This window comes from Leptolyngbya sp. Cla-17 (genome assembly GCF_016807185.1).
GTDB lineage: Bacteria > Cyanobacteriota > Cyanobacteriia > Leptolyngbyales > Leptolyngbyaceae > ULC077BIN1.
Genome location: NZ_JAEVYN010000001.1, coordinates 1,977,539 through 2,003,505 on the forward strand (window position 1 = coordinate 1,977,539; position 25,967 = coordinate 2,003,505).

Genomic DNA, 25,967 nt, shown 5'->3' on the forward strand with positions numbered 1-25,967 from the left:
GCTTGCTTCAATCCTTCTCTAGCCACCAATCCCTATCTGTTGGGATGTGAGCCATGCCGATTTCAGGGGCGATCGCGGCAACATTAAACCCTGCTAAGACAGGGCTTTGTAAACCTTTTGAGATATTGCGCCGAATAACTTGCAGCCGTACCCTGAAATCACCAAATACCACGCTTGCCATTGGGTCGGATGGTCATCCAATTGGTGCGTGCCATTGCCAACTGTTCTTCGGTTACCTTGGCACCCGATAGGTTCGTGCCGCACAAATTGGCACCCCGTAGATTGGCGTTTAGCAAATAAGCGCCACTGAGATCCGCTCCCCGAAGGTCAGCTCCTTCTAGATCAGCGTTACTCATATACGCTTTACCCAAGTTGGCATCACGTAGGCAGGCTTGATGCACGGTTGCCTTACCAAAATCGGCGTTGAAGAGATTGGCACCTTGCAGATTGATTTTGCTCAAATTAGCTTGATGAAAGTTTGCTCCTTCCAGGTTTGCTTTTGCTAGCGAGAGCGATCGCAAATCGTGACTTGCAAAATCTCGTTTGCCTTTGGAGTAATAGTTTTGTAATCCTTCCGCATCTAAACGTAAGGGCACTTTTTTTCCGTTTGAGTTGTCTCGTCCTTTGCCAGCAGAACTTTTGCCTCGGGAGGCAATGCCAGAATTCAAACGGTCCGAATCTGCTAATCGTCCACGGGTAAAGCCAGATTGAAGATTGGTAGAATCATAGCGAGGCTGTTGTCGCGTCCGGATTGCCATCGCCATGCGAGCATGGGGCGAAACCTTCGTTCCAGTTGAATCTATGCCTCGGTGATCGGAATTTTTACGTCCAGTGTTGGCACCGGGCTTGATTGAAGTCATGCTGTTTTCCAACATTTCTAAATGATCTTCTAAATCAAGCGCACGAAATACTTCCGGTGCTGTTCGATAGCGTTGCTTAACCGAAATTTCAAGCATCTTGCTCAGCACAGCTTGAAAATGCTCACTAATAGAAACGTACTTTTGCCACAGCAACTCGCCCGTTGAAGGATCGTAATCAAGATCTTTGGGCGATTTGCCTGTCAATAAATAGATGCAGGTTACACCAAGGGCATAAATATCACTAGCAGGAACTGGACGCATCGCCATTTGTTCGGGTGGTGCAAAGCCAGGAGTGCCGATCGCATAAGAAGTTAGCGCAGTTTGATCGGACGTGCTAGTCTGCTGCGTATTTTGGTTCTTTACCGCCCCAAAATCAATCAGCACCAATTTCTGATCCTGGTTTCGTCGAATCATATTGGCAGGTTTAATGTCTCGGTGGATTACCTTACTTCCATGAACGTATTCCAGAATGGGTAAGATTTCACTGAGAAACATTTTTACTTGGTTCTCGCTTCGGGGTCCAGACCCTTTAATCTCTTGCTGTAAGGTCAAACCACTCACATACTCTTGAACCAGATAAAAAATCGCATCTTCTTCAAAGTAATCTAGCAGGGAAGGAATTTGTGGGTGGTTGCCAATGCGTCCAAGGGTCGCAGCTTCTCGTGCGAACAACTCTCGTGCCATCTCCATTACGTGGGGAGCCGTGGCATTGGGACGCAGTTGCTTGATTACACAGCTTGGTTTGCCAGGAAGGCTTTCATTCGCTGCTAAAAACGTTGCACCAAAGCCACCTTGCCCAAGAGCTTGAATAATGCGGTAGCGATCGCGCAACAGCAACTTATAACCACAAGCCTGACAAAGCTCAGTGTGAGTAAGGTTTTGGGGACTAGGACAGGCTGGATTCAAGCAGTAGCTCATTCAGCTTCACTCGCTCTAATTTCAACTGCTGAGGACATTTCGTTATGCTACTTTCCATTATCCAAACGCGAACACCAAAATGGGATGGCATTCTTGCATTAGTCTTATTAAAAAATCACTAAAGCTTTCGCGTTTTGTTTTGGCTGCCAGCAATGATGGATATTTGTGTGTTTATGGACTGTGATGACTGATCAGGACGCAGATTCATTTATTTAACATGCCCATAATCAGAAACTCTGTAACAAAAGCATATCCTCAATCCTTCAATACCGCCCTTGGAGAAATTGAAATCATGCGAATGTTTATAATACCTTCTAGAAAAGCAAGATTTCGTAGATAGATAGGGTGTGCGAATGAAAAGGCTTGGGAGGTAAGGCGGTAGAATAGCGGATGTAGTTAGGCTGAAGCATCCATGCGTATTTCTTTGAACTGGTTGCGAGAACTAGTTGATATTGCCATTACTCCAGCAGAGTTAGCAGAAATGCTGACAATGGCGGGCTTTGAAGTGGAAGATATTGAAGATCGACGCACTTGGGCAGACGGTGTATTAGTCGGCAAGGTTCTAACGCGAGAGCAGCACCCCAATGCCGATAAGCTGAGCATTTGCACGGTTGATATTGGTCAAGCAAACCCTTCGACTATTGTCTGTGGGGCCGCTAATGTTCAAGCAGACTTATATGTTCCTGTTGCTACCTTGGGCACCTTTTTGCCAAAAGTAGGAGAAAACGGACTCAAAATCAAACCTGCTAAGTTGCGTGGGGTTGCTTCGGAAGGGATGATTTGTTCTCTATCAGAATTGGGCCTAGCAAAAGAATCTGCAGGAATCCATTGTTTTCAAGATGACTCTTTTAAACCAGGCATGGATGTTCGCCCTTTACTGGGGCTGGATGATGTAATTTTGGATTTAACCTCCACAGCTAATCGGGCAGACGCGCTTAGCATGGTAGGAATTGCACGGGAAATTGTGGCGCTAACGGGAGCAGTCCTCCGGTTGCCTCAAGTACCCGAACTGAAAGCGCCATCAGGCACAGATGCTTTGTTGATCAAAGTTTCTGAATCTCAAGCTTGCCCAACTTATATTGGAACGGAGGTGACAGGGATCGCGATCGCTCCTTCTCCAATCTGGTTACAGCAGCGTTTACAGGCTTCCGGTGTTCGACCCATCAATAACGTGGTGGATATTACCAACTACGTTTTGCTGGAATGGGGGCAACCGTTGCACGCATTTGATCGCGATCGCCTGTGTGCAGTCAGCCACCAGCCCTCAGAGACTCTGCTGCAAATGGGGGTACGGTTTGCTAATGCAGGAGAAACCCTTAAAACTCTGGATGGGCAAACGCGCACGTTGACAGAGCAAGCCCTATTCATTACTGCAAATGACAAACCCGTAGCACTCGCGGGAGTGATGGGTGGTGAAGCAACCGAAGTGCATGAGGGGACTCAAAACCTGATGCTGGAAGCGGCGTTATTTGACTCTGCGACGATTCGGCGATCTGCTCGTTCTCAAGGATTACGAACTGAGGCTTCAGCCCGCTATGAGCGAGGCATAAATCAAGCAGAGCTAGAATTTGCCTGTCGCCGAGCCTTAGCGCTGATTATAGAATTGGCAGGCGGGGCGATCGCTTCTCAAAAAATTGCTGACATGCGTAATCAGTCCAGCATGACGCGATCCATTGAGTTACGGCTAGAGCGGGTTAATCAAATTTTAGGTCCCGTCACTTTGGGCGACGAACTAGGTGAACTTCAACCTGCGGAGATCGAACGAATTTTGAGAGCATTAGGGTGTGAAGTGTTTTCTCCAACAACGGCAGGAGTATGGAAAGTTGCCGTACCTCCTTACCGCTATCGCGATTTAGAGCGAGAAATTGATCTAATTGAAGAAATTGCTCGTCTCTATGGCTACAACAATTTCTCTGAAACCTTACCTGAGAAAACAGAAGCCGGATATCTATCGATTGAGCAGCAGCTAACCCGCAACATTCGAGAAGCATTTCGCGCTGTAGGCTTGACTGAGCTTGCTCATTACTCCCTAGTAAAACCTGGTGAAGAACGGCAGATTATCTTATCCAACCCCCTTTTTCCTGATTACTCTGCCCTCCGAACCAACTTGCTATCAGGCTTAATTGATGCGTTTCAATATAACTTAGAGCAGGGAAACGGGGCACTTCAAGGATTTGAATACGGACGCATTTTTTGGTCTGAAGAAGAGGGGCTGCAAGAAGCGGATGCGATTGCGGGCATTTTTGGGGGTGACTCCGTCCAGGGTAAATGGGCGCAAGGAGGGCGTGAAAAGCCGATCACCTGGTTTGAAGCAAAAGGACTCTTAGAGAGCGTGTTTCGCCGACTAGGTCTTGCTGTAGAATATCAGCCCGATCTAAGGGATGAGCGACTTCATCCCGGTCGCACAGCGTCGCTTTGGATACGCGGCAACCGTCTAGGCACCTTTGGGCAACTGCATCCCCAACTTCGACTAGAACGCGGCTTCCCTGATGAGGTGTATGCCTTTGAGCTAGATCTCGACGTGCTGCTAAGCGAGCTTGATCAAGAAGACATGCTTGTTCCCACCTTCAAACCGTTTTCTGCGTTTCCTGCCTCCGATCGCGATATTGCGTTCTTCGTTCCCACCCAGTTTTCAGTGGCAGACATCGAACGCACCATCCGCACAGCCGGGGGCAACCTGCTAGATTCCATCGATTTATTCGATGAGTATCGCGGTCAAAACGTGCCAGAAGGTCAGCGCAGTTTGGCATTTCGGTTGGTCTATCGATCAGGCGATCGCACCCTCACTGAAGATGACATCAACCCCATTCAGCAAAAAGTCCGCGAAACTCTGGTGGAAAAATTCAGAGTCGATTTGAGAAGTTAGGGGATTTTAGGGGAAATGCAATAAGCCAAGCGATTACGACCCACAAACTGATGGCGATCGACCAACTTTTTGCACTTCAACAATAACCTGCTCAAATCTTTCCACAGCAAACCTTTAACGCTTACATTCATTTTCTATGCCGAAATATATTCTCTGGGGAACCTACTGCGACGACGTTTTAAAAAAACGTACTCCTCATCGTCAAGCTCATTTAGATGGACTTGCCCAGCAAAAAGCAGCCGGAGTACTTGTGACGCTCGGTCCCACAAAAGACCTAACTCAATGCTTTGGCATTTACGAAGCGGACGATGAAGCCACCGTCCGCCAACTGATTGAGTCCGATCCTTACTGGCAAAATAACATCTGGACTGACTATGAAGTGAAAGAATGGATTCAGGCTATCTAAAATACAGGGTGGGGCACCAGTGAATATAACTCTGGAATGTACTGCGGATACAAGAAAGAACCCAGATCATAGGGGATAGCAAACTCCAGGCTAAGAGAATGCCAAAAGTAGGAAAATACCATTCCTGCATCCATGCCATCTCCTGCAACCACATGCTCCCAACGTCCTGGCAGATCAGCCGCCCCTTCCAACAAAAAGCAGTGGCGCTGCGAGATTAGCTTGCGGGGCTGACACCAACACATTTCAGCAACTCCAAGTTTGCGAATTACTGAGAGGCTTGTTAAGCCAGACTCCTCCCAGATTTCTCGGTGCAACGCCTGTTCAAAGGTTTCTTCGGGGTCTACTCCACCACCTGGAATTTGTAGAGGTGCCTCAGGACAATCTGAATGCTTGAACAGCAACAGTTGATATGAGCCTTGGTGATTTTTGCGAATGATATATGCTGCAACAGCAACTCGAACTGGAATTGGCAAATCCATAGTGACTTTCGTGAGGGATAAAATGCGTTTAGTTACTCAACATCACCTCTGCACTACCGAATTTCATATATTGCAAATATTCAACATCTGCTCAAGGTATTGTGGGAGAAAGCTCCAAACCTTTCAAAAAGCTTGATAGCCCATCATTTTGACTATGTCTGCCACTCCTTCTCATGAAAAAGCTAAGGCTCTAAAGCCCTCCAGTCGTCGCCCTGCTAAGGAACTGTGCAGCGAATGTGGGCTGTGCGATACCTACTACATTCATTACGTCAAAGACGCCTGCGCCTTTTTGACCCAGCATATTGCGGAACTGGAAGTAGAAACCCACGATCGCAGCCGCAACCTAGACAGCGAAGACGATTGGTACTTTGGTGTGCATCAAGACATGATGGCAGCCAAAAAAAAGGAGCCGATCGCGGGTGCCCAATGGACAGGAATTGTCAGCAGTATTGCGATTGAAATGCTAACTCGCGGCATGGTGGAAGGCGTAATTTGTGTTCAGAACACTGAGGAAGATCGCTTTCAGCCCAAGCCCATAATTGCCCGCACTCCAGAGGAAATCTTGGCGGCGCGTGTGAATAAACCAACCCTTTCCCCCAACCTGTCGGTATTAGAGCAGATTGAGCAATCTGGCATGAAGCGGTTGCTAGTGATTGGAGTGGGCTGTCAAATTCAAGCGCTGCGGACCGTGGAAAAGCAATTGGGCTTAGAAAAACTCTATGTGCTGGGAACGCCCTGTGTAGATAATGTCACCCGTGCTGGACTGCAAAAGTTTTTGGATACCACCAGTCGATCGCCGTCCACCGTGGTTTCCTATGAATTCATGCAGGATTTCCGCGTTCACTTTAAACATGAAGATGGCTCTACCGAAACCGTGCCTTTCTTTGGTTTAAAGACCAATCAACTCAAGGATGTATTTGCGCCGTCCTGCATGAGTTGTTTTGACTATGTAAATTCTTTGGCTGATCTGGTTGTGGGTTATATGGGCGCACCCTTTGGCTGGCAGTGGATTGTGGTGCGCAACGATCGCGGTCAAGAGATGCTGGATCTGGTGAATGATCAAATCGAGACGCAACCAGTGATATCTCAAGGCGATCGCAAAGATGCCGTTCAGCAAAGTATCCCCGCTTACGACAAGGGCGTGACCTTGCCCATGTGGGCAGCCAAACTGATGGGCGTGGTGATTGAGCGCATTGGTCCTAAAGGGCTGGAGTATGCACGCTTTTCAATTGACTCCCACTTCACTCGCAATTATCTTTATGTCCAACGTAACTATCCCGAAAAGCTGGAGGCTCACGTTCCTGAATATGCTAAACGAATTGTAAACCAGTACAAACTACCTAAAAAGTGAAGACGGAATTCAACTGAACTAATCGCGCTATTGACCGTTTCAATGCTTATTTTTTAGATTTAAGGAGTTACCATTTCTAGCAGGTTGAGTAACTTGTTGATTGATAACAGCAATATGACGAATGAAAATCCAAGCTCCCTGCCCAATCCTACTGAAAATCGAGACAATAACCTTGTTCTTGGCCAACTGACCAGTGGGCAGCTTTGGATGGTCAATAGTAGACGGCGAAATGGACTGATCATCTACAAGCAATTCTATGCAGAGTTTGCCGGTCCTGGGGCGGCAGTCGGCAGCTTTTTTGATGTAGATTCCAATCAGGTATTGCCTGTTGGAGAACTATCTTTAATTTCCCCTGAAGATCAAGAAGAGCGCCAAAAAGCCTACCTCATTCGACGACAATGGATTCGATTGACTCATCAACTGACTGATAACCCCATCCCATCCCAACGAGCGCAGATGATTTTGAATCAGTTTGACAATTACTTTGGCGCTAACACCGTTGCTAAAATTCCTGATGAAGCCTTTGCTTTAATGGTTGGAGTTTTGCCACAGACCGTTAGTCTGTTGAGGCAAGGGATGAGTATTGCTGTTTAAATCCAATCAATGAAAAACTACCATTTTTCCCTATTCAATCCATAGCAACCTCCTTTCATCCCAATTTGGAGCTTTTTTGTAGAGTATGAGAGACTATTGCTGTGGAATAGGCAAATAATTAAGGCTTTGCAGGTCGTTTGTGTTGCCTTCGGCTACATTGTTTTAGCAACTTTTGATAGTTAGAGAGAAATCGATGCCGCTAATTACAACTGGCAAAAAGTTGATCCGAGATTTAGAACTACATGGTTCGTTGGGTCTATATGTTCCGCTGGAAGGCGGTTTTGAAGGACGTTATCGACGACGAATTCGTGCTGCTGGATATAACTCTTTGGCGATTACAGCACGAGGATTAGGAGATGTGGCTGCCTATCTGACTGAGATTCATGGAGTCCGTCCACCTCATTTAGGTAAAAAGTGCGGTACGGTTACTGGAGCAATGGTCGGGTATCGTTATTACATTCCGCCAATCATTTCTTATGAGTTGGAGAAGTTACCTGCCAACTCTAAAGGGCTTTTGCTGTGGATTATTGAAGGGCATATCTTGACTAGTCAAGAGATTGAATACTTGACGACTCTACCTGCTACGGAACCACGGGTTAAGATTGCCGTGGAACTGGGTGGCGATCGCTATTTCCGTTGGCAACCCTTAAAGCAGGCTGTGATGTCTGCATAGCGCATTCATTTTTGCAATTTGAGTTTTGTAACTCAAGGCAAGTGATAAAAAAGACGCTCTGCGAGAGCGTCTTTTTTATTGGTGCGTGGGCTGTAATATCGCCAAAATTTAAAGTATTTCTGCCTTAACACCCTAAAATTTCCCATAGGGCATTAGCATTAAGGGGTGATTGAACAAAACTATCCGCTGCAATCTTTAAGAGAAGGGCACTGGTTTAAACTAATCTGCGGAGCCAGTTTCCAGCATCTTCCTGCTATTCGCAACTTGACGTTGGCATATACTTTGGCGGGTGTAGACTGTGTTGACATTGCGGCTGATCCGGCAGTGGTGATCGCAGCAAAAGAAGCAATTCATGTGGCGATGGAGATTGGTCGCCGTGATTCCTCTGGGAATCGCTTCACGAACCGCCAGCAGAGTTCTGCAATGCTGAAAAAGCCATTGCTCATGGTTAGCCTGAATGACGGTGAAGACCCTCACTTTCGCAAGGCGACTTTTTTGCCATTAAGTTGTCCTTCAGACTGCTCGCGTCCGTGTGAACAGGTTTGTCCAGCAGATGCCATTAAGAGCATGGGTGTGATTGAAGATCGCTGCTATGGCTGTGGACGCTGCTTGCCTATTTGCCCCATTCAACATATTTCAACCCACTCCTATGTTTCAACTGCCCAAGCGATCGCGCCCTTAGTGCTAGAAATGGGCATTGATGCAATTGAAATTCATACCCAAATTGGACGGCTCACTGACTTTAAACGCCTATGGTTGGCAATCAAACCTTGGTTGCCCCAACTCCAGCTAATTGCTATTAGTTGTCCTGATGGCGAAAACCTAATCGAATATCTTTGGGCCCTGTACGATATTGTTTCGCCGTTGCCCTGCCCACTGATTTGGCAAACCGATGGTCGCCCGATGAGCGGAGATATTGGCCATGGCGCAACTAGAGCAGCCATTCGGCTAGGGCAAAAGGTATTAGCGGCAGGCTTACCAGGATATGTTCAGCTAGCAGGAGGAACGAATGATTACACTGTACCTAAACTGCGATCGCTCAATCTGCTAGCTTCTAGCTCACTATCACATCTTGAAACGCCACAGTTTGAAACCGGGCAAACCGCTCAACTCTCTCCACCTCTACATGTTTCAGGAGTTGCTTATGGAAGCTACGCTCGAGCCTTGTTGTCGCCCATTTTAGAACAGTTGGAAGTGGTGGAAAACATCGACAAGGTTTCACCTATTCCGGCAATTAATCAAGGAGATGAACTATCAGCAACACGTATTGTTGGATTGGCCACATCTACTCTGCGATCGCAGTCTGTTCAATCACTTCAGCCAATTCTTTTAGAACAAGCCCCTAAATCTCTGCAACAAGCCGTAAAGCTTGCCCATTCCCTTGTGTCTCAACTCAAACCGTTTCACTCAACACCGCAATTTGACTATGAGTTACTTTAAGGTTTCAACGTCTCCATCGTCTAAATAGCAATTTACGACGGCTCCAAGTTTTTTTGATTAGTACCTTGCTGGCAGCATCTAGAAGGCTTCACAAGGTGGCTAACTTCCTCTCAAATTGTCCTTAAGTGATTTTTGAAAACTGCATCAAAGATGGATAATATCGTATCGACTGATTTGCTTGTTACAGACGATTTAAATAAACTGCTCAACATTCTTCCAGCTTCTATTCAGCTACAGCTACAGCAGCATCCTCAACGCAATATGCTGGTTGAGGTTGTATTGGATCTAGGTCGTCGTCCAGAAGCTCGTTTTCCTGGTCTAGCAGAGTATCTTTCTGAAATCCCGGTTACTCAAAGCGATCTCAACGAATGTATCAAAAGCGTTGGCGATTTTGGTGGAGATAATCGCGCTGGCATTGAGCGAACCCTTCATCGCATTAGCGCAATTCGTAATCGGCGGGGCGAGGTTATTGGTTTAACCTGTCGAGTGGGCCGGGCGATTTTCGGGACGATCAGTATGATTCGCGATCTGGTAGAAAGCGGCAAATCCATCTTAATGCTGGGTCGTCCTGGAGTCGGCAAAACCACTGCGCTTCGAGAGATTGCCCGCGTTTTGGCAGACGAATTAGAAAAACGAGTTGTCATCATTGATACATCGAATGAAATCGCAGGAGATGGAGATGTGCCGCATCCGGCGATCGGTCGTGCCCGAAGAATGCAAGTGGCCCGTCCTGAACTTCAACACCAAGTCATGATTGAGGCAGTGGAAAACCACATGCCAGAAGTCATTGTGATTGATGAAATCGGGACAGAGCTTGAAGCTTTGGCGGCTCGCACAATTGCCGAACGAGGAGTGCAGCTTGTCGGAACTGCCCATGGCAACCGACTAGAGAATCTAATCAAAAATCCAACGCTTTCAGATTTAGTGGGTGGCATCCAATCGGTCACGTTGGGAGACGAAGAAGCACGCCGCAGAGGAAGTCAGAAAAGTGTTTTAGAGCGAAAAGCGCCTCCCACTTTTGATATTGCTGTGGAGATGATGGAACGGCAGAGTTGGGTGGTACATGAACAGGTAGCAGAAACCGTTGATAGCTTATTGCGGGGTCGGCAACCGAATCCCCAAGTGCGCGCAGTTAGTGAAACGGGCAAAGTAATTGTCACCCATGAATTGTCGAGTGATGAGTTTGCAGCTTCTAGAACAGGCAGAACGCGATCGCCCTCCATCGATTTTGGGCAGCGAGACAATTCACTGATTGCTCGCCCTTTTGCTGGACGCTCAGAACTTCCGGCAAGGGGATGGCGATCCTCCGGTCAAATGCGACCTTTATCAACAGATTCTGCACTTGCCAAAATTCCCGATGAGCAAGAATTTGAGCGTTTGTTGGATGAATCTTTACAGACTTCCTTGTTTTCCAATGAGACCGTAGAACCTTTTCTGCAAAATTCTTTGGAAAGAAATGGCTATGACTATGAGGAAACTGCTAGAGATGAGCGCCGTTTAGGTCCAAATGGGGAGGACATCTTATACATCTACCCTTATGGAGTCAGTCGTCATCAGCTTGATCAAGTGGTTCGCACATTAAAACTGCCAGTCGTCTTAACTAAAGATATTGACAGTGCAGATGCTGTTTTGGCGTTGCGATCGCACGTCAAAAATCATTCAAAACTGCGTCAATTTGCCAAGTCTCGTCAAGTCCCCATTCACACCATTAAAGCCAGCAGCATTCCCCAAATTGCTCGTGGCTTACGTCGAATGCTTGATATGGATGACCCTGGAGTTCCTGATGCCACTGATTTAGACCTATTAAGAGGAGACAATGACGATGAGATTGAAGCCTTAGAAGAAGCTAGACTTGCTGTCGAACAAATCGTGATTCCTAAAGGTCAGCCAGTAGAATTGCTACCGCGCTCTGCGACTGTTCGCAAAACGCAGCATGAACTAGTTGAGCATTACCATCTCAAGTCTCGCAGTTTTGGAGAAGAACCCAATCGGCGATTGAGAATCTATCCTGCTTAAAGAGCATGTTGACAACAGACCAAAAAAACTTGACATAACACTAGACAGAATCAAATGAATTGGTCTATAGTTGATAACTGTTGCCTAAACGCTCATCACAGATGATTCTCGAGTAGTTTGGATTGCCTAGAGCTATCCTATTTCTCTCGAATATCTGAAGGGGATACTGAACGGCTTGCCATTCAAGTCCTTAGCTGGCACTCAACCGACTGATTTTGCGCATTTCCTTCAGACTTGGCAAAGTTTAGAGATAGTTGACAAGAATAGTTAGATTATTGTCTTTCGAGATCCGTAAGATAAAAGTCTATCAAAAGCTTGAATTGCAACCTATCCATCAGTTATGCAGATAGCCTTTGGTTGTCTGCCATTCCAAAGCGTGTACGAAAGGGAGACCATTCATAGTGGCTGTGGGTATTCTCGGCACAAAACTTGGCATGACCCAAGTCTTTGATGAAACAGGTAAAGCAGTTCCAGTTACTGTTATTCAAGCAGGACCTTGTACTGTCACTCAAGTTAAAACAACCCAAACAGACGGCTATTCAGCCGTTCAAGTTGGCTATGGCGATGTTAAGCAGAAGGCTTTAAGCAAGCCTGAGTTGGGTCACCTAACTAAGTCCAATTGCTCTCCTGTGCGTTACCTGCACGAGTATCGCTTAGAAAACTCTGGTGCATTTGAATTAGGTCAACAAATTAAAGTAGACACATTTTCTACAGGTCAAACTGTTGACGTAATCGGCACCAGTATCGGTCGTGGCTTCGCAGGTTATCAAAAGCGCCACAATTTCAAGCGCGGTCCCATGTCACACGGATCTAAAAATCATAGGGCACCTGGCTCTACTGGCGCGGGCACCACTCCAGGACGTGTTTATCCAGGAAAGCGGATGGCAGGTCGGCTAGGAGGTAGCCAAGTTACTATTCGCAAATTAACAGTCATCCGTGTTGACTCTGAAAGAAACTTGCTCTTAATCAAAGGTGCTATTCCTGGCAAGCCAGGCGCTTTAGTAAATGTAGTTCCTGCAACGATTGTTGGATCTAAGTAGAAAATAAGCCGCAAGAAAAGATTTTTTCCTATTTCTGGCTCTTAAAGCCTGCGAATGTTGAATAAGGTTGATGATTATGGTGGATTGCGCAATTAAAGATTGGAGCGGGGAAGAGGTTGGTAGTGCTTCTTTAGATTTGCGAGTAGCAAGCGAAAAAAGTGCGACTCATGTTGTTCATCGAGCACTGATACGCCAAATGGCAAATGCTCGTCAAGGTACAGCATCGACCAAAACCCGTGCTGAAGTTAGGGGGGGAGGAAGAAAACCATGGCGACAAAAAGGTACAGGGCGTGCTCGCGCTGGTTCTAATCGTTCTCCTCTTTGGCGTGGCGGCGGAGTAATCTTTGGACCTAAACCGAGAGACTACTCGGTCAAAATGAACCGCAAGGAAAGACGACTTGCTCTTAGAACGGCAATTCAAAGCCGTATTGAGGACATCATAGTTGTACAAGATTTTGCTGATAAATTCCCTCGTCCAAAAACGAAAGATTTGGTTGGAGCGCTGAAAACTTGGGGAATTCAGGCTGAATCGAAAGTTTTGTTGATTTTGGCAGAGCGCGAGGAAACAGTTTATCTATCTTCTCGCAATGTCGCCAAACTTCGTTTAATTTCTGCGTCCAATTTGAATGTTTTTGATCTCTTAGCTGCAGATCGCATTGTAATTACGCTATCTGCTGTTACGAAAATCCAGGAGGTTTATGGTGACTGAATTTAATCCTCGAAATTTGATGGATCTGGTTCGTCGTCCAATTATTACGGAAAAGGCAACATTGCTTTTAGAGAATAATCAATATACGTTTGAAATTTCTCCCAAAGCTACTAAGCCTGAAATCAAAGCAGCTATTGAATCGTTGTTTGAAGTGAAGGTGGTGGGTGTAAGCACGATTAATCCTCCTCGTAAACAGCGTCGAGTTGGCAAGTTTATGGGATACCGTCCTACTTACAAGCGAGCAGTTGTTACTTTGGCTGCTGGTGATTCTATTGCTCTATTCCCAGAAGTTTAATTTTTCTATTTGATAAGGCATTCAAGAGATTAAGTTATGGGCATTCGTATTTATCGACCCTATACCCCCGGGACACGTGAACGCAGCATTTCCGATTTTGCTGAGATTACCCGTGACGAGCCTGAAAAGTCGCTGACTAAATCGCGTCATCGTCCTAAAGGTCGTAATAACCGCGGTGTTATCACTTGTCGTCATCGTGGTGGCGGTCACAAACGTCTTTATCGGCAAATTGATTTCCGGCGCGATAAGCGCAACATTCCCGCTAAAGTTGCAGCGATCGAGTACGATCCCAACCGGAATGCGCGAATTGCACTGCTGTACTACAAAGATGGTGAGAAGCGATACATATTGCATCCCGCGGGTCTTGCTGTTGGAACAACCGTCATTGCTGGCCCTGACTCGCCAATTGAGATTGGCAATGCTTTGCCGCTCAGTAACATTCCTTTGGGTACAGCTGTTCATAATGTGGAGTTGACTCCTGGACGGGGTGGGCAAGTTGTTCGGGCTGCTGGAGCAAGCGCTCAAGTTGCTGCAAAAGACGGAAATTTTGTCACTCTGAAGCTGCCTTCTGGTGAAGTTCGTATGATTCGTCGTGAGTGCTACGCCACGATTGGACAGGTTGGGAATGCAGACGTACGCAACACGAGTTTAGGAAAAGCAGGTCGGAAGCGGCACTTAGGTCGTCGTCCTGAAGTGCGAGGCAGCGTCATGAACCCTGTCGATCATCCTCATGGTGGTGGTGAAGGACGTGCGCCGATTGGTCGTTCTGGACCTGTTACTCCTTGGGGTAAGCCAACTTTAGGGTATAAAACTCGAAACAAGCGCAAATTGAGTAGTGCTCTAATTGTTCGCCGTCGTCGCAAGTCTTCTAAGCGTGGTCGTGGTGGTCGGGATTCGTAGGTGATAAGGAATTAAAAAATGGCTCGCTCGCTTAAAAAAGGTCCGTTTGTTGCTGATCATCTGCTTAGTAAAGTTGAAGCATTAAACATAAAGGGTGAAAAGCAAGTTATTAAAACTTGGTCTCGTTCTTCTACGATTTTGCCTCAGATGATTGGGCATACTATTGCTGTTCACAACGGCAAACAACATGTTCCGGTTTATGTCAATGAACAAATGGTTGGACATAAGTTGGGAGAATTTTCGCCCACGCGCACCTTTAAGGGGCACGCTGGTACTGATAAAAAGGCACGTCGATAAGAGAGGGATTTTACTACTGGCTCAAGGCTAGTAGCGGTCAGTTAAGGAGAAATGGATATGGCTGTTGATACTACAACTGAAATAAAGGCGATCGCTCGCTACATTCGGATGTCCCCTCGCAAGGTTCGTCGTGTTCTTGATCAAATTCGAGGTATTTCCTACCGAGAAGCGTTAATCATCTTGGAATTCATGCCTTATCGTGCATGTGAGCCTGTATTAAAGCTGCTGCGCTCTGCTGCTGCAAATGCTGAACATAATCAGGGATACGATCGTGCAGACTTAATCGTTAGTACTGCTTATGCCGATCAGGGTCCGACGTTAAAGCGTTTTCGTCCACGTGCTCAAGGTCGCGCCTATCAAATCCGAAAGCCAACTTGTCACATTACAATTTCTGTTGCTCCAGGTGGAGAGGACAAGTAGTTTGTATGTCAATCAATATTGTTGAATTTGTATAAGGACGCGTTTTGTGGGACAGAAGATTCATCCAACTGGCTTACGTTTAGGTATCACCCAGGAGCATCGCTCTCGCTGGTTTGCTGATACTAATCGCTATCCTGAGCTACTTCAGGAAGATTACACAATCCGAAACTTCTTTTTGAAAAACCCCTTAAAGCTGAAGGGGCTAGAAAGTCCTGGAATTTCTCAAATTCGGATTGAGAGAAAGGCAGATCAAATTGACTTAGAAGTGCACACTGCTCGTCCTGGTGTAGTGGTGGGTCGTGGAGGTCAAGGGATTGAGGAATTGCGGAGCGGATTACAAAGGTTGCTGGGCGGGAGTGATCGCCAAATCCGTATTAACGTAATAGAAGTGACGCGAGTTGATGCGGATGCTGCGTTGATTGGTGAATATATTGCACAGCAATTGGAACGTCGCGTTTCTTTCCGTCGCGTAGTGCGTCAAACAATTCAACGTGCTCAAAAAGCTGGCGTAGAAGGCATCAAAATTCAAGTCAGTGGTCGTCTAAACGGGGCTGAAATTGCTCGTCCCGAATGGACACGAGAGGGACGCGTACCCCTTCACACACTCCGTGCAGACATTGATTACGCCTACTGCACTGCCAGTACAATCTACGGCACGCTTGGTATCAAGGTGTGGGTCTTCAAAGGTGAAATTATACCTGGACAAGAAGAGAAATCTGTACCCGCTAACAATCAGCCTAAACGTCGTCAACAACGTCGTCGTCAGCAATTTGAAGATCGCTCAAATGAAGGGTGAAGTTAGGAAACGAAAGATGCCTATCTTTCGGACATTTAATCCCCGAATTTTGACTCCCTAAGGTAGTGAGCCATGTTAAGCCCAAGAAGAACAAAATTTCGTAAACAGCAGCGCGGACGTATGAAAGGTCTAGCGACTCGTGGCAGTGATCTAAACTTTGGTGAGTTTGGATTGCAAGCTTTAGAACCAACTTGGATTACTTCTCGCCAAATTGAGGCGAGTCGTCGTGCAATGACTCGTTACATTCGTCGAGGCGGTAAAATCTGGATTCGTATTTTTCCAGATAAACCCATAACCATGCGCCCTGCAGAAACCCGTATGGGTTCTGGTAAAGGTGCTCCTGAATATTGGGTCGCTGTTGTGAAGCCCGGACGAATTTTATTTGAAATTGCTGGCGTGCCAGAAGCGACTGCCCGTGAAGCAATGCGATTAGCTCAATATAAATTGCCAATCAAGACAAAGTTTATCACTCGTGAAGCGGAGGAGTCATAACGATGTCATTACCTAAAATCGACGAAGTTCGGAATTTGAGTGAAGAAGAACTTGACGAACAGATTGTAGCCACAAAGCGTTTATTGTTTGACCTACGTTTTCAAAAAGGCACTCGTAGACTAGAAAAGTCTCATCAGTTTAAACACACCCGTCATCGGTTAGCTCAATTGATGACCATTGAACGGGAACGTCAACTGCAGAAGGCATCATCACACTAATGGACGGCGCTTCTGCTTACAAGTATTTTTATAGCTTTCGACGGAGTAGATGAGATGGCAGTAAAAGAGAGAGTTGGTCTGGTCGTTAGCGACAAAATGGATAAAACCGTAGTGGTAGCGGTTGAGAGTCGCTCTGCCCATTCAAAATATGGAAAAATCGTTGCTAGTACAAAGCGATACAAAGCTCATGATGAAGGAAACCAGTGCAAGACTGGCGATCGCGTTCGCATTCAAGAAACTCGTCCCTTGAGCCGCACCAAACGGTGGCAAGTGATCGATGTTTTAACAACATCCGCTCAAGTTTAAAGGAAGGTGACTTATGATTCAGCCGCAAAGCTACCTTAATGTTGCAGACAACAGTGGTGCTCGCAAGCTAATGTGCATCCGCGTATTAGGTGGTCGTCGCCGCTACGCAGGTATCGGTGACGTTGTGGTCGCCGTTGTTAAAGATGCGATTCCCAATATGGCGGTTAAAAAGTCTGATGTAGTGACTGCAGTAATCGTTCGAACCCGTCATACCCTACGCCGTGACAACGGCATGAGTATTCGCTTCGATGATAATGCTGCTGTACTTATCAATAAAGATAAAAACCCCCGTGGAACTCGCGTTTTTGGTCCTGTGGCACGTGAATTACGTGACAAGGAGTTCACTAAAATTGTTTCTTTGGCTCCGGAGGTACTGTGATGGCAAAAACTAAAGCGGTCATTCGTCACAAGATGCACGTCAAGAAGGGCGACACGGTTCAAGTTATCTCTGGGAAAGATAAAGGAAAAATTGGAGAAATCCTGCAAACTTTACACAAGGAAAGTAAAGTCCTCGTCAAAGGAGTGAACTTCCGAACAAAGCATGTAAAGCCTCAGCAAGAGGGCGAATCTGGACAAATAGTAACTAGTGAAGCTCCAATCCATAGCTCTAATGTCATGCTTTATTCCGAGAAGCAAAAAACTGCTAGTCGCATTTGCTACAGCTTCAATGCTGATGGACGTAAGGTGCGTATGTTGAAAAAGACTGGGGAAATCCTTGATTAACTTAATCTCTTTTCCTGACAAAGCCCAGGGAATCTAAGGAAACTGATTTATATGCCACAGAAAATTAAAGTTCGCTACCAAGAAGAAATTGTTCCGAAGCTGACAGAGCAGTTTGGTTACAAAAACGTTCATCAGGTTCCTAAACTGGTTAAGGTAACCTTAAACCGAGGGCTAGGCGAAGCGGCTCAAAATGCTAAAGCATTGGAAGCATCGCTGGTTGAGATTGGGGTGATTACTGGGCAAAAGCCTGTTGTAACTCGAGCCAAGAAAGCGATAGCTGGCTTCAAGCTTCGCCAAGGGATGCCCGTTGGCATCATGGTTACTTTGCGAGCTGATCGGATGTATGCGTTTTTAGATAGATTTATCAACCTTGCACTGCCTAGAATCCGAGATTTTAGAGGAATTAGTCCAAAGAGTTTCGACGGACGAGGAAACTACACCTTGGGAATTCGCGAACAGCTTATCTTTCCAGAAATCGAGTACGACAGCATTGACCAAATTCGCGGGATGGATATTTCCATCATTACAACGGCAAACACTGATGAGGAGGGTCGAGCCTTGTTGAAAGAATTTGGTATGCCCTTCCGGGACAGCTAAGGCAGGTTTATCAAAGGGAACACTATGGCGGTAAATGATACGATTTCAGATATGTTGACGCGAATTCGTAATGCGAATCTTGCGCGGCATCAAACCACCGAAATCCCATCCACAAAGATGACTCGCAACATTGCCAAAGTCCTTAAGGATGAGGGTTTCATTACTGAATACGAAGAAACTGGCGAGGGTATTAAGAAGAACTTGGTGATTTCTTTGAAATACAAGGGCAAAAGCAGACGACCCATCATTAACTCTTTGAAGCGAGTCAGTAAACCAGGTTTTCGAGTTTACTCAAATCGAAATGACTTGCCCCGTGTACTGGGAGGCATCGGTATTGCTATCATTTCGACTTCAAGCGGCATTATGACCGACCGTGAAGCTCGTCGGCAGGGTTTAGGTGGTGAAGTCCTCTGCTACGTTTGGTAGCTAATTTGAGGATAAACATCATCAGATCGTCCTAGCGATCGCAGTAGTAGGAGTAAGAAGCTATGTCACGTATAGGTAAGCGTCCAATCAGTATTCCCAGCAAAGTGACTGTCGCCATTGACGGTCAATCTGTTACGGTTAAGGGTCCCAAAGGTGAGTTGTCCCGTACGCTGCCTGATGAGGTCAAAATCTCACAGGAAGGAGAGACTGTTTTTGTTAACCAGCGCGATGAATCGCGCACCGCGCGTCAACGCCATGGTCTCAGTCGAACTCTGATTGCAAACATGGTTGAAGGCGTATCACAAGGATTTCAGCGCCGATTGGAAATTATTGGGGTTGGCTATAGAGCACAAGTTCAGGGTCAGAATTTGACTCTTAACATGGGCTATAGCCATCCAGTTCAAATAGAGCCACCTAACGGTATCCAGTTTGCCGTAGAAGGTACTACAAACGTTTTGGTAAGTGGCATCGACAAGGAAATTGTGGGTAACACAGCGGCGCGGATTCGAGCAGTTCGACCTCCCGAACCTTACAAGGGCAAGGGCATTCGTTATGCAGGCGAAGTCGTTAAGCGTAAGGCTGGTAAGGCAGGTAAGAAGTAGTTATGAAAACAAGTCGTAGAGAATCAACTCGTCGTCGTCATTCTCGTGTACGTCGCAAGGTGTTAGGAACATCAGAGCGCCCTCGGCTAGCTGTTTTTCGCTCCAATCAGCACATCTATGTTCAGCTAATTGATGATACTCAACATCATACGTTAGCATCTGCTTCAACAGTAGAATCGGATCTCAAAGCAGATCTAGATACAGGGGCAAACTGTAATGCTTCTGCTCATGTCGGAAAGCTCATTGCTGAGCGTTCTATCGAGAAAGGGATCAAGCGAGTTGTATTTGATCGCGGTGGTAATCTTTATCACGGTCGTGTTAAAGCTTTGGCTGACGCTGCCCGTGAAGCTGGACTGGAATTTTAAGGACTAATAATCATGGCGAAGGGTCGTAAAAACACGAAGAGCCGCGAAAAAGAAACCGATTGGCAGGAACGGGTTGTTCAAATCCGTCGTGTCACTAAGGTTGTCAAAGGTGGCAAAAAACTTAGCTTTCGGGCGATCGTTGTCGTGGGCAATGAACGTGGGCAAGTTGGTGTTGGCGTTGGCAAAGCTGCAGATGTAATTGGAGCTGTTAAAAAGGGTGTGGCAGATGGCAAAAAGCATCTAGTCGAAGTTCCTTTAACCAAGAATAACTCCATTCCTCACCCCACCACGGGTCAAGGCGGTGGTGCAAAAGTAATGATGCGCCCTGCGGCACCTGGTACTGGAGTAATTGCTGGAGGCGCAGTTAGAACTGTGCTTGAGCTAGCAGGTGTTAAAAATATTTTGGCTAAACAGCTTGGTTCTGACAATCCTCTGAATAATGCAAGAGCAGCTGTTGATGCTCTTGGCACCTTGAGAACGTTTGCTGAAGTAGCTGAGGAGAGGGGTATTTCAATCGAGAACTTATACGCTTAATTAGGATTAGTTATTGCTAGCTTCTGCCTGATTTAGTGACAGTGAATTGATGTCTTGATCTTGAATGAGAGTATTAACCATGAGACTTTACGATGTAGCACCTCAACCAGGCTCAAACCGCCGCCGCCGCCGCGTTGGTCGAGGAATTGCGGCTGGACAAGGTGCAAGTTGTGGCTTTGGTATGCGGGGGCAAAAATCTCGTTCGGGGCGTCCAACCCGTCCTGGTTTTGAAGGTGGACAAACTCCTTTATATCGACGTTTACCAAAACTAAAGTATTTTCCGCTAGTAAATCCTAAGAACTTTACTGTTATTAACGTCGGTAAATTATCAACGCTTGCAGCAAACTTCGAAGTAACGTTAGAGTCCTTAATCGAATCTGGTATCTTGACTGCCGACGATGGGCCCTTAAAGATTTTGGGTGGTGGGGAGTTGACTATTCCCTTGTCTGTGAAAGCGGCAGCTTTCACAGCATCTGCTCGCGCTAAGATTGAAGCGGTGAAAGGAACCTGCGAGGTTTTAGATGGCTAATAGCTTATCTTAAAAGTTTTCTACGTGCTTCCTAGTAATTTTCACTAAGAATTGCAGTCGCACAATTGCCACAAAAAGCGTGCATTAGGAGAGTTTCCCTATGGTTGTTAATCGAGACAAGGCACCAAGTGCCCAAGAGACGTTTTCCCAAATGGCGCAGGCGGCTGGACTGCGTGGACGTGTCTTGCTGACAATCGGGATGTTAATTCTGGTACGCCTTGGCATTTTTCTACCGATCCCCGATATAGATCGTAGTGCATTCGCACAAAGTGTTCAAAACAACCCCGTAGTAAGTTTCTTAGATATTTTCTCGGGGGGCGGATTATCTGCACTAGGTATTTTCGCACTCGGCATTTTACCTTATATTAATGCTTCTATTATCTTGCAGCTTTTAACAACTGCTCTTCCCGCACTTGAAAATCTTCAGAAAAATGAGGGAGAGGCGGGTCGTCGAAAGATCTCTCAAATTACTCGCTATGTTGCCCTTGGCTGGGCAATTATTCAAAGTGTGGGGCTGGCTTGGTGGGTAATTAACAGTGGTGCGGCAAGAATAAACGGGGCTTTGGTTCTGGCTCAACGAACTCCAAGTGGCTTTTCATTTGCAACTCAAGCGGGGGTACCCATTAGCCCTATAACGCTGATTCCATTTATTGCCTCTACAGCTTTGGCTTTGACAGCCGGTTCTATGCTTGTAATGTGGATTGGAGAGTTAATCACTGAGCGTGGCATTGGTAATGGTGCATCTTTACTAATTGTCATAAGCATTGTTTCTGGATTGCCTCGTTCTCTAGGACAAACTTTGGAATTAGCTCAGACTGGCGATCGCGGCTTAGTAGGTGGCGTGATCATGCTGCTTATTGTTTTTCTAGTCATGATTGTAGGCATCGTTTTCGTTCAAGAAGGAACTCGACGAATTCCTATCGTTTCTGCTCGTCGCCAAGTGGGTCGTAAGACCTACCTTGAACGCAGCAGCTATTTGCCTCTCCGATTGAATTCCAGCGGTGTGATGCCTATTATTTTTGCTTCTGCCATTCTTTTCTTGCCCGTCTATTTAGCTGAATTTACCAAAAATCCTTTTTTGAGTCAGGTTGCTAACTATCTGAGTCCAAGTGGTCAAGCGCCTTGGGTCTATGTAATTTTCTACCTTTTTCTAATCATATTCTTTAGTTATTTCTGGACATCTTTAACCATTAATCCGGTTGATTTATCTCAGAACTTGAAAAAGATGGGAGCTAGTATTCCAGGCATTCGACCAGGAAAAGCGACCAGCGATTACATTGAACGTGTTTTAAATCGCCTTACATTCCTTGGGGCAATATTTTTGGGCTTAGTTGCAATTGTTCCAACAGCTGTTGAAAGTGCCACTCGCGTAACCACTTTTCAAGGATTTGGAGCAACTTCTCTCCTCATTGTTGTTGGGGTAGCCATTGACACTGCGAAGCAGATTCAAACGTATGTAATTTCTCAACGATACGAAGGAATGGTGAATCAATAGTGCCTCGATTGATATTTTTAGGTGCTCCTGGAGCTGGTAAAGGAACCCAGGCAAAGTTGACGGCAGACCTTTGCAGTATTCCTCACATTTCCACAGGAGACATTCTCCGGGCTGCTGTTGCAAATCAAACTCCCTTAGGTATACAAGCAAAATCTTATATGGATCGAGGCGACCTAGTACCCGACCAGCTTGTAGTTGCGCTAATCCAAGAGAGATTAAACAATGCTGATGCACAAGATGGTTGGATTTTAGACGGGTTTCCTCGAAATGTGCTTCAAGCAGAGTTTTTAGATTCCCTCTTAAACCAGATCGAGCAACCATATGATTATGTTGTGAATCTTGAGGTTCCTGATGATGTTTTGGCTAGTCGAATGCTTGAGAGAGGAAGAACTGATGATACTGAAGAAGTAATTCATAATCGATTAAAGGTCTATCGAGAACAAACTTCTCCTTTAATTGATTTCTATACAAAGCGTAAAAAGCTTGCTGTTGTAGACGGTAATCAGCTGGTGGAAAAAGTCACGATGGACTTAAAGAAGCTTATCTAAGCATACTGGTCATCTTCCCTAAGAAGATTTTCTTTCAATAGTCTAGACTCAAGATGAAATGGCTCTGCTGGGATTTTATCTGGTCGTTGTATAGCAAAGCAGGAGAGTTAAATTGTCGAAGCAAGATTTAATTGAGATGGAAGGCACAGTAACAGAGTCCCTTCCAAATGCCATGTTTCGTGTTGATTTAGATAATGGGTTTAATGTATTGGCTCATATTTCAGGAAAAATTAGACGAAATTACATCAAAATTTTGCCGGGCGATCGCGTAAAGGTTGAATTGACTCCATACGACCTCACCAAAGGACGAATAACCTATCGCTTACGCAATAAAAAATAATTTCGCTTTTCAGGATTGTTTGCTAAAAAAATTCACCGGGGTTGACAACTTTAGTGAAATTTTGATAATATATTGAGTTTGTAGCGATATCAACAGAGATGAAAGTTCGAGCATCAGTTCGCAAAATCTGCGAGAAATGTCGTGTTATTCGCCGCAAAGGTCGAGTCATGGTCATTTGCCCTAACCCAAAGCATAAGCAACGCCAGGGTTAGTTGTTTGGTTTTAGCCTCCATCGTGTAGAGATTTTCAGTTAAGTTAGCGTTAATTTAGACAGTAGGGGAGAATAGTGTGGCACGGATTGCCGGAGTAGACCTACCTCGTGACAAGCGAGTTGAGATTGGTTTGACCTATATCTATGGGATTGGACTTACCAGATCCCAAGCGGTCTTGAAGGGGACTGGAGTAAATCCTGACATTCGAGTTAAGGATTTAAGTGACTCAGAAATTGCGGCTCTGAGAGCTGAGGTTGAGGGTAGCTATCAAATAGAAGGAGACTTGCGTCGCTTAGAGGCGATGAACATTAAACGCTTAATGGATATTGGCACCTACAGGGGGCGCCGTCATCGATTAGGTTTGCCAGTTCGGGGACAAAGAACACGTACTAATGCACGTACACGCCGAGGTGGTCGTCGTACTGTTGCTGGTAAGAAGAAAGCGCCTAGTAAGAAGTAGTTTCCAAGATTTTCCGCTGTTAGCGCTAAGGAGTTCAACTGCGTAAGGCAGCTTCATAACGCCGATCTTGGGTAGGATGCGAATCATTACTATCCTAAGCAGTATAAAGACAACAAAAATGTTCATTGATTAGGTTGATGTAGGAATTAGGAAATGCCACCAAGACAACAAAAGCGCACCGGCCCACGTAAACAGAAAAAAAATATTCCAAGTGGTGTTGCTCACATTCAATCTACCTTTAACAACACTATCGTTACAATTGCTGACTCAAATGGAGAAGTAATCTCATGGGCATCAGCAGGCTCTAGTGGATTTAAAGGTGCTAAGAAAGGTACTCCTTTCGCAGCTCAAACAGCAGCTGAAAATGCTGCGCGCCGTGCTGCTGATCAAGGAATGCGGCAACTTGAGGTAATGGTGAGTGGTCCTGGTGCAGGGCGTGAGACCGCCATCAGAGCGCTTCAAGGAGCAGGTCTAGAGATTACTTTGATTCGGGATGTCACTCCAATTCCTCACAATGGTTGCCGTCCTCCTAAGCGTCGCCGAGTTTAGCCATCAGTGCTCAACGGTTAAAGCTTTTTACATCAGTTTGAGTTTATTAACGAGGTTTGTTGTTTGCACCGGGTTTCAAGCTGCCAAGGTTTGCAAAGGAATTAACCTTCATAGTTCAGAGGGAGAAGACGCTCAGTGGCACACTTTCAAGTTGAGTGCGTTGAATCAAAAATCGAGAAAGATTACAGTCAAATTAGCCGATTTGTAATTGAGCCTTTAGAGAGAGGACAGGGTACAACCCTTGGTAATGCCTTACGGCGTGTATTGCTTTCCAATCTTGAAGGAGCGGCTATTACCGCGGTGCGAATTGCGGGTGTTAGTCATGAATTTGCTACGGTTCCTGGTGTGCGAGAAGATGTACTGGATATTCTTCTAAATATGAAGAAGGTTGTGCTCAAAACCTATTCTTCTCAGCCTCAAATCGGGCGGCTATTTGTTCAGGGTCCTGCAACTGTGACAGCTGAGCAATTTGAGCTTCCTTCTGATGTAGAGTTGGTTGATCCAGATCAGTATATTGCGACGCTCTCGGCGGGTTCTGTTCTAGAGATGGAGTTTCGAGTTGAAAAGGGTAAAGGCTATCGAGGAGTAGATAAAAGTCGTGATGATGCTGCTGCGCTAGACTTTCTTCAAATTGACTCAATATTCATGCCTGTACGCAAGGTGAATTACTCGGTCGAAGACGCACGGATTGGTGAAACTCTCGAAAAGGATCGTTTAGTGATGGAAGTTTGGACTAACGGTAGTCTAACTCCACAAGAAGCGTTAAGTCAGGCTGCTAACATTCTAGTAGATCTATTTAATCCACTCAAAGAGATTACGTTTGAACCAACTGAAAAGGATGATGATGAGGATAATGATCCTGCCAATCAAATTCCAATTGAGGAACTACAACTTTCAGTTCGTGCGTATAACTGTTTGAAACGCGCTCAAATTAACTCTGTAGCGGATCTGCTTGATTATACTCAAGAGGATTTGCTAGAGATTAAAAATTTTGGGCAGAAGTCCGCTGAAGAAGTTGTTGAAGCATTGCAGCAACGTTTAGGGATTACCTTACCTCAGGAAAAATCCTCTAAAAGCAATCATTAATGGAGATTTTCAAAAATCTTCTTTACCATCAAGTTGAGCAATAATCGTTATTCACTGATAGTTCTATGCGTCATCGTTGTAATGTCCCTATGCTTGGGAAACCGGCCGATCAGCGTAAAGCTCTTTTAAGAGCTTTGACGACTGAGTTAATCCGAAATGGTCGAATAAAAACTACTAAAGTTCGTGCACAAGCTGTTCGTTCAGAAGCTGAACGTATGATTACTTTGGCAAAAGATGGCTCCTTACCTGCTAGACGGCAAGCAATGGGCTACATATACGACAAGCAGTTGGTTCATGCTTTGTTCGAGCAAGCCACTGCTCGATATGGCGATCGCCAAGGTGGATACACCCGAATCATACGAACTGTTCCTCGTCGTGGTGACAATGCTGAAATGGCATTTATTGAGTTGATCTGAATTGTCTTA

Annotated in this window: 36 protein-coding genes; 33 read left to right on the top strand and 3 right to left on the bottom strand. The window is 45.7% G+C overall.

The window, feature by feature from the left end; genetic code table 11:
• Positions 1–7: 7 nt before the first annotated feature.
• Complete coding sequence (locus tag JOY44_RS08710) at positions 8–181, bottom strand: hypothetical protein (protein ID WP_171573211.1); 174 nt, start codon at positions 179–181, stop codon at positions 8–10.
• The gene (locus JOY44_RS08715; RefSeq protein WP_171573212.1) at positions 159–1,778 is read right to left on the bottom strand and encodes a serine/threonine-protein kinase; all 1,620 of its coding nucleotides are present in this window, start codon (positions 1,776–1,778) and stop codon (positions 159–161) included. Before JOY44_RS08715 ends, JOY44_RS08710 begins: the two co-directional genes overlap by 23 nt.
• Before the next feature lie 412 nt (positions 1,779–2,190).
• Between JOY44_RS08715 and pheT the strand changes: the two genes are divergently transcribed.
• On the top strand, positions 2,191–4,644 hold the full coding sequence (pheT, locus tag JOY44_RS08720; protein WP_171573213.1) for a phenylalanine--tRNA ligase subunit beta: 2,454 nt from the start codon (positions 2,191–2,193) through the stop codon (positions 4,642–4,644).
• Between the two features lie 136 nt (positions 4,645–4,780).
• A complete protein-coding gene (locus JOY44_RS08725) occupies positions 4,781–5,050 on the top strand; it encodes a YciI family protein (protein WP_171573214.1) in 270 nt (89 codons plus the stop codon).
• Here JOY44_RS08725 and JOY44_RS08730 read toward each other — a convergent pair.
• Positions 5,047–5,529: an NUDIX hydrolase gene (locus tag JOY44_RS08730; protein ID WP_171573215.1), complete on the bottom strand. Its 483-nt coding sequence runs from the start codon at positions 5,527–5,529 to the stop codon at positions 5,047–5,049. The genes JOY44_RS08725 and JOY44_RS08730 overlap by 4 nt on opposite strands.
• A gap of 154 nt (positions 5,530–5,683) precedes the next feature.
• Here JOY44_RS08730 and JOY44_RS08735 point away from each other — a divergent pair, with 154 nt between their 5' ends.
• From JOY44_RS08735 to rplQ, 31 genes are all read left to right on the top strand, one after another.
• Positions 5,684–6,880, top strand: coding sequence for a Coenzyme F420 hydrogenase/dehydrogenase, beta subunit C-terminal domain (locus JOY44_RS08735; RefSeq protein WP_171573216.1), 1,197 nt, complete (start codon positions 5,684–5,686; stop codon positions 6,878–6,880).
• Positions 6,881–6,994: 114 nt separating this feature from the next.
• Entirely contained in the window at positions 6,995–7,474 is a 480-nt protein-coding gene (locus tag JOY44_RS08740; protein WP_171573217.1) for a hypothetical protein, read from the top strand.
• A 193-nt stretch (positions 7,475–7,667) separates the two neighbouring features.
• Positions 7,668–8,147, top strand: a complete 480-nt coding sequence (gene ndhN, locus JOY44_RS08745) for an NAD(P)H-quinone oxidoreductase subunit N (protein ID WP_171573218.1) — start codon at positions 7,668–7,670, stop codon at positions 8,145–8,147.
• Positions 8,148–8,312: 165 nt separating this feature from the next.
• Positions 8,313–9,587: a circadian clock protein LdpA gene (gene ldpA / locus JOY44_RS08750; protein WP_171573219.1), complete on the top strand. Its 1,275-nt coding sequence runs from the start codon at positions 8,313–8,315 to the stop codon at positions 9,585–9,587.
• Positions 9,588–9,737: 150 nt separating this feature from the next.
• Positions 9,738–11,603 (top strand): R3H domain-containing nucleic acid-binding protein, encoded by a 1,866-nt coding sequence (locus JOY44_RS08755; RefSeq protein WP_197985075.1) that lies wholly within the window; start codon positions 9,738–9,740, stop codon positions 11,601–11,603.
• 401 nt (positions 11,604–12,004) lie between these two features.
• Positions 12,005–12,643: a 50S ribosomal protein L3 gene (gene rplC, locus JOY44_RS08760; RefSeq protein WP_171573220.1), complete on the top strand. Its 639-nt coding sequence runs from the start codon at positions 12,005–12,007 to the stop codon at positions 12,641–12,643.
• Positions 12,644–12,713: 70 nt separating this feature from the next.
• Positions 12,714–13,352, top strand: a complete 639-nt coding sequence (gene rplD / locus JOY44_RS08765) for a 50S ribosomal protein L4 (protein WP_322091343.1) — start codon at positions 12,714–12,716, stop codon at positions 13,350–13,352.
• Positions 13,342–13,647 (top strand): 50S ribosomal protein L23, encoded by a 306-nt coding sequence (locus tag JOY44_RS08770; protein WP_197985076.1) that lies wholly within the window; start codon positions 13,342–13,344, stop codon positions 13,645–13,647. Before rplD ends, JOY44_RS08770 begins: the two co-directional genes overlap by 11 nt.
• Before the next feature lie 36 nt (positions 13,648–13,683).
• On the top strand, positions 13,684–14,547 hold the full coding sequence (gene rplB / locus JOY44_RS08775) for a 50S ribosomal protein L2 (protein WP_171573222.1): 864 nt from the start codon (positions 13,684–13,686) through the stop codon (positions 14,545–14,547).
• Positions 14,548–14,565: 18 nt separating this feature from the next.
• Positions 14,566–14,844: a 30S ribosomal protein S19 gene (gene rpsS / locus JOY44_RS08780; RefSeq protein WP_171573223.1), complete on the top strand. Its 279-nt coding sequence runs from the start codon at positions 14,566–14,568 to the stop codon at positions 14,842–14,844.
• A 57-nt stretch (positions 14,845–14,901) separates the two neighbouring features.
• The gene (gene rplV / locus JOY44_RS08785; protein ID WP_171573224.1) at positions 14,902–15,264 is read left to right on the top strand and encodes a 50S ribosomal protein L22; all 363 of its coding nucleotides are present in this window, start codon (positions 14,902–14,904) and stop codon (positions 15,262–15,264) included.
• A gap of 46 nt (positions 15,265–15,310) precedes the next feature.
• On the top strand, positions 15,311–16,060 hold the full coding sequence (gene rpsC / locus JOY44_RS08790) for a 30S ribosomal protein S3 (protein ID WP_171573225.1): 750 nt from the start codon (positions 15,311–15,313) through the stop codon (positions 16,058–16,060).
• A 72-nt stretch (positions 16,061–16,132) separates the two neighbouring features.
• A complete protein-coding gene (rplP, locus tag JOY44_RS08795) occupies positions 16,133–16,552 on the top strand; it encodes a 50S ribosomal protein L16 (protein WP_171573226.1) in 420 nt (139 codons plus the stop codon).
• A 2-nt stretch (positions 16,553–16,554) separates the two neighbouring features.
• Positions 16,555–16,770, top strand: a complete 216-nt coding sequence (gene rpmC / locus JOY44_RS08800) for a 50S ribosomal protein L29 (protein ID WP_171573227.1) — start codon at positions 16,555–16,557, stop codon at positions 16,768–16,770.
• Between the two features lie 54 nt (positions 16,771–16,824).
• Complete coding sequence (gene rpsQ, locus JOY44_RS08805; RefSeq protein ID WP_171573228.1) at positions 16,825–17,076, top strand: 30S ribosomal protein S17; 252 nt, start codon at positions 16,825–16,827, stop codon at positions 17,074–17,076.
• Between the two features lie 13 nt (positions 17,077–17,089).
• Complete coding sequence (gene rplN / locus JOY44_RS08810) at positions 17,090–17,455, top strand: 50S ribosomal protein L14 (protein WP_171573229.1); 366 nt, start codon at positions 17,090–17,092, stop codon at positions 17,453–17,455.
• A gap of 32 nt (positions 17,456–17,487) precedes the next feature.
• Entirely contained in the window at positions 17,488–17,799 is a 312-nt protein-coding gene (rplX, locus tag JOY44_RS08815) for a 50S ribosomal protein L24 (RefSeq protein ID WP_171573798.1), read from the top strand.
• 51 nt (positions 17,800–17,850) lie between these two features.
• Positions 17,851–18,396, top strand: coding sequence for a 50S ribosomal protein L5 (rplE, locus tag JOY44_RS08820; protein WP_171573230.1), 546 nt, complete (start codon positions 17,851–17,853; stop codon positions 18,394–18,396).
• A gap of 24 nt (positions 18,397–18,420) precedes the next feature.
• Positions 18,421–18,822 (top strand): 30S ribosomal protein S8, encoded by a 402-nt coding sequence (gene rpsH, locus JOY44_RS08825; RefSeq protein ID WP_171573231.1) that lies wholly within the window; start codon positions 18,421–18,423, stop codon positions 18,820–18,822.
• 62 nt (positions 18,823–18,884) lie between these two features.
• On the top strand, positions 18,885–19,424 hold the full coding sequence (gene rplF, locus JOY44_RS08830; RefSeq protein ID WP_171573232.1) for a 50S ribosomal protein L6: 540 nt from the start codon (positions 18,885–18,887) through the stop codon (positions 19,422–19,424).
• Between the two features lie 2 nt (positions 19,425–19,426).
• Positions 19,427–19,789, top strand: coding sequence for a 50S ribosomal protein L18 (gene rplR, locus JOY44_RS08835; RefSeq protein WP_171573233.1), 363 nt, complete (start codon positions 19,427–19,429; stop codon positions 19,787–19,789).
• A 12-nt stretch (positions 19,790–19,801) separates the two neighbouring features.
• Positions 19,802–20,323, top strand: coding sequence for a 30S ribosomal protein S5 (gene rpsE / locus JOY44_RS08840; RefSeq protein WP_171573234.1), 522 nt, complete (start codon positions 19,802–19,804; stop codon positions 20,321–20,323).
• 79 nt (positions 20,324–20,402) lie between these two features.
• Positions 20,403–20,852, top strand: a complete 450-nt coding sequence (gene rplO / locus JOY44_RS08845; RefSeq protein ID WP_171573235.1) for a 50S ribosomal protein L15 — start codon at positions 20,403–20,405, stop codon at positions 20,850–20,852.
• 100 nt (positions 20,853–20,952) lie between these two features.
• Positions 20,953–22,347, top strand: coding sequence for a preprotein translocase subunit SecY (gene secY, locus JOY44_RS08850; protein ID WP_171573236.1), 1,395 nt, complete (start codon positions 20,953–20,955; stop codon positions 22,345–22,347).
• Positions 22,347–22,895, top strand: coding sequence for an adenylate kinase (locus tag JOY44_RS08855; RefSeq protein ID WP_171573237.1), 549 nt, complete (start codon positions 22,347–22,349; stop codon positions 22,893–22,895). The genes secY and JOY44_RS08855 overlap by 1 nt, the downstream gene beginning before the upstream one ends.
• A 112-nt stretch (positions 22,896–23,007) precedes the next feature.
• Complete coding sequence (infA, locus tag JOY44_RS08860; RefSeq protein WP_009767978.1) at positions 23,008–23,235, top strand: translation initiation factor IF-1; 228 nt, start codon at positions 23,008–23,010, stop codon at positions 23,233–23,235.
• Between the two features lie 98 nt (positions 23,236–23,333).
• Positions 23,334–23,447, top strand: a complete 114-nt coding sequence (gene rpmJ / locus JOY44_RS08865; protein ID WP_171573238.1) for a 50S ribosomal protein L36 — start codon at positions 23,334–23,336, stop codon at positions 23,445–23,447.
• Between the two features lie 76 nt (positions 23,448–23,523).
• Positions 23,524–23,907, top strand: a complete 384-nt coding sequence (gene rpsM / locus JOY44_RS08870; RefSeq protein WP_171573239.1) for a 30S ribosomal protein S13 — start codon at positions 23,524–23,526, stop codon at positions 23,905–23,907.
• A gap of 153 nt (positions 23,908–24,060) precedes the next feature.
• Positions 24,061–24,456 carry a 30S ribosomal protein S11 gene (gene rpsK / locus JOY44_RS08875; RefSeq protein WP_171573240.1) on the top strand — a complete coding sequence of 132 codons (396 nt, stop codon included), beginning with the start codon at positions 24,061–24,063 and terminating at the stop codon, positions 24,454–24,456.
• Between the two features lie 135 nt (positions 24,457–24,591).
• Positions 24,592–25,542 carry a DNA-directed RNA polymerase subunit alpha gene (locus JOY44_RS08880; RefSeq protein WP_171573241.1) on the top strand — a complete coding sequence of 317 codons (951 nt, stop codon included), beginning with the start codon at positions 24,592–24,594 and terminating at the stop codon, positions 25,540–25,542.
• 65 nt (positions 25,543–25,607) lie between these two features.
• A complete protein-coding gene (gene rplQ / locus JOY44_RS08885) occupies positions 25,608–25,958 on the top strand; it encodes a 50S ribosomal protein L17 (RefSeq protein WP_171573242.1) in 351 nt (116 codons plus the stop codon).
• The last annotated feature ends 9 nt before the right edge of the window (positions 25,959–25,967 follow it).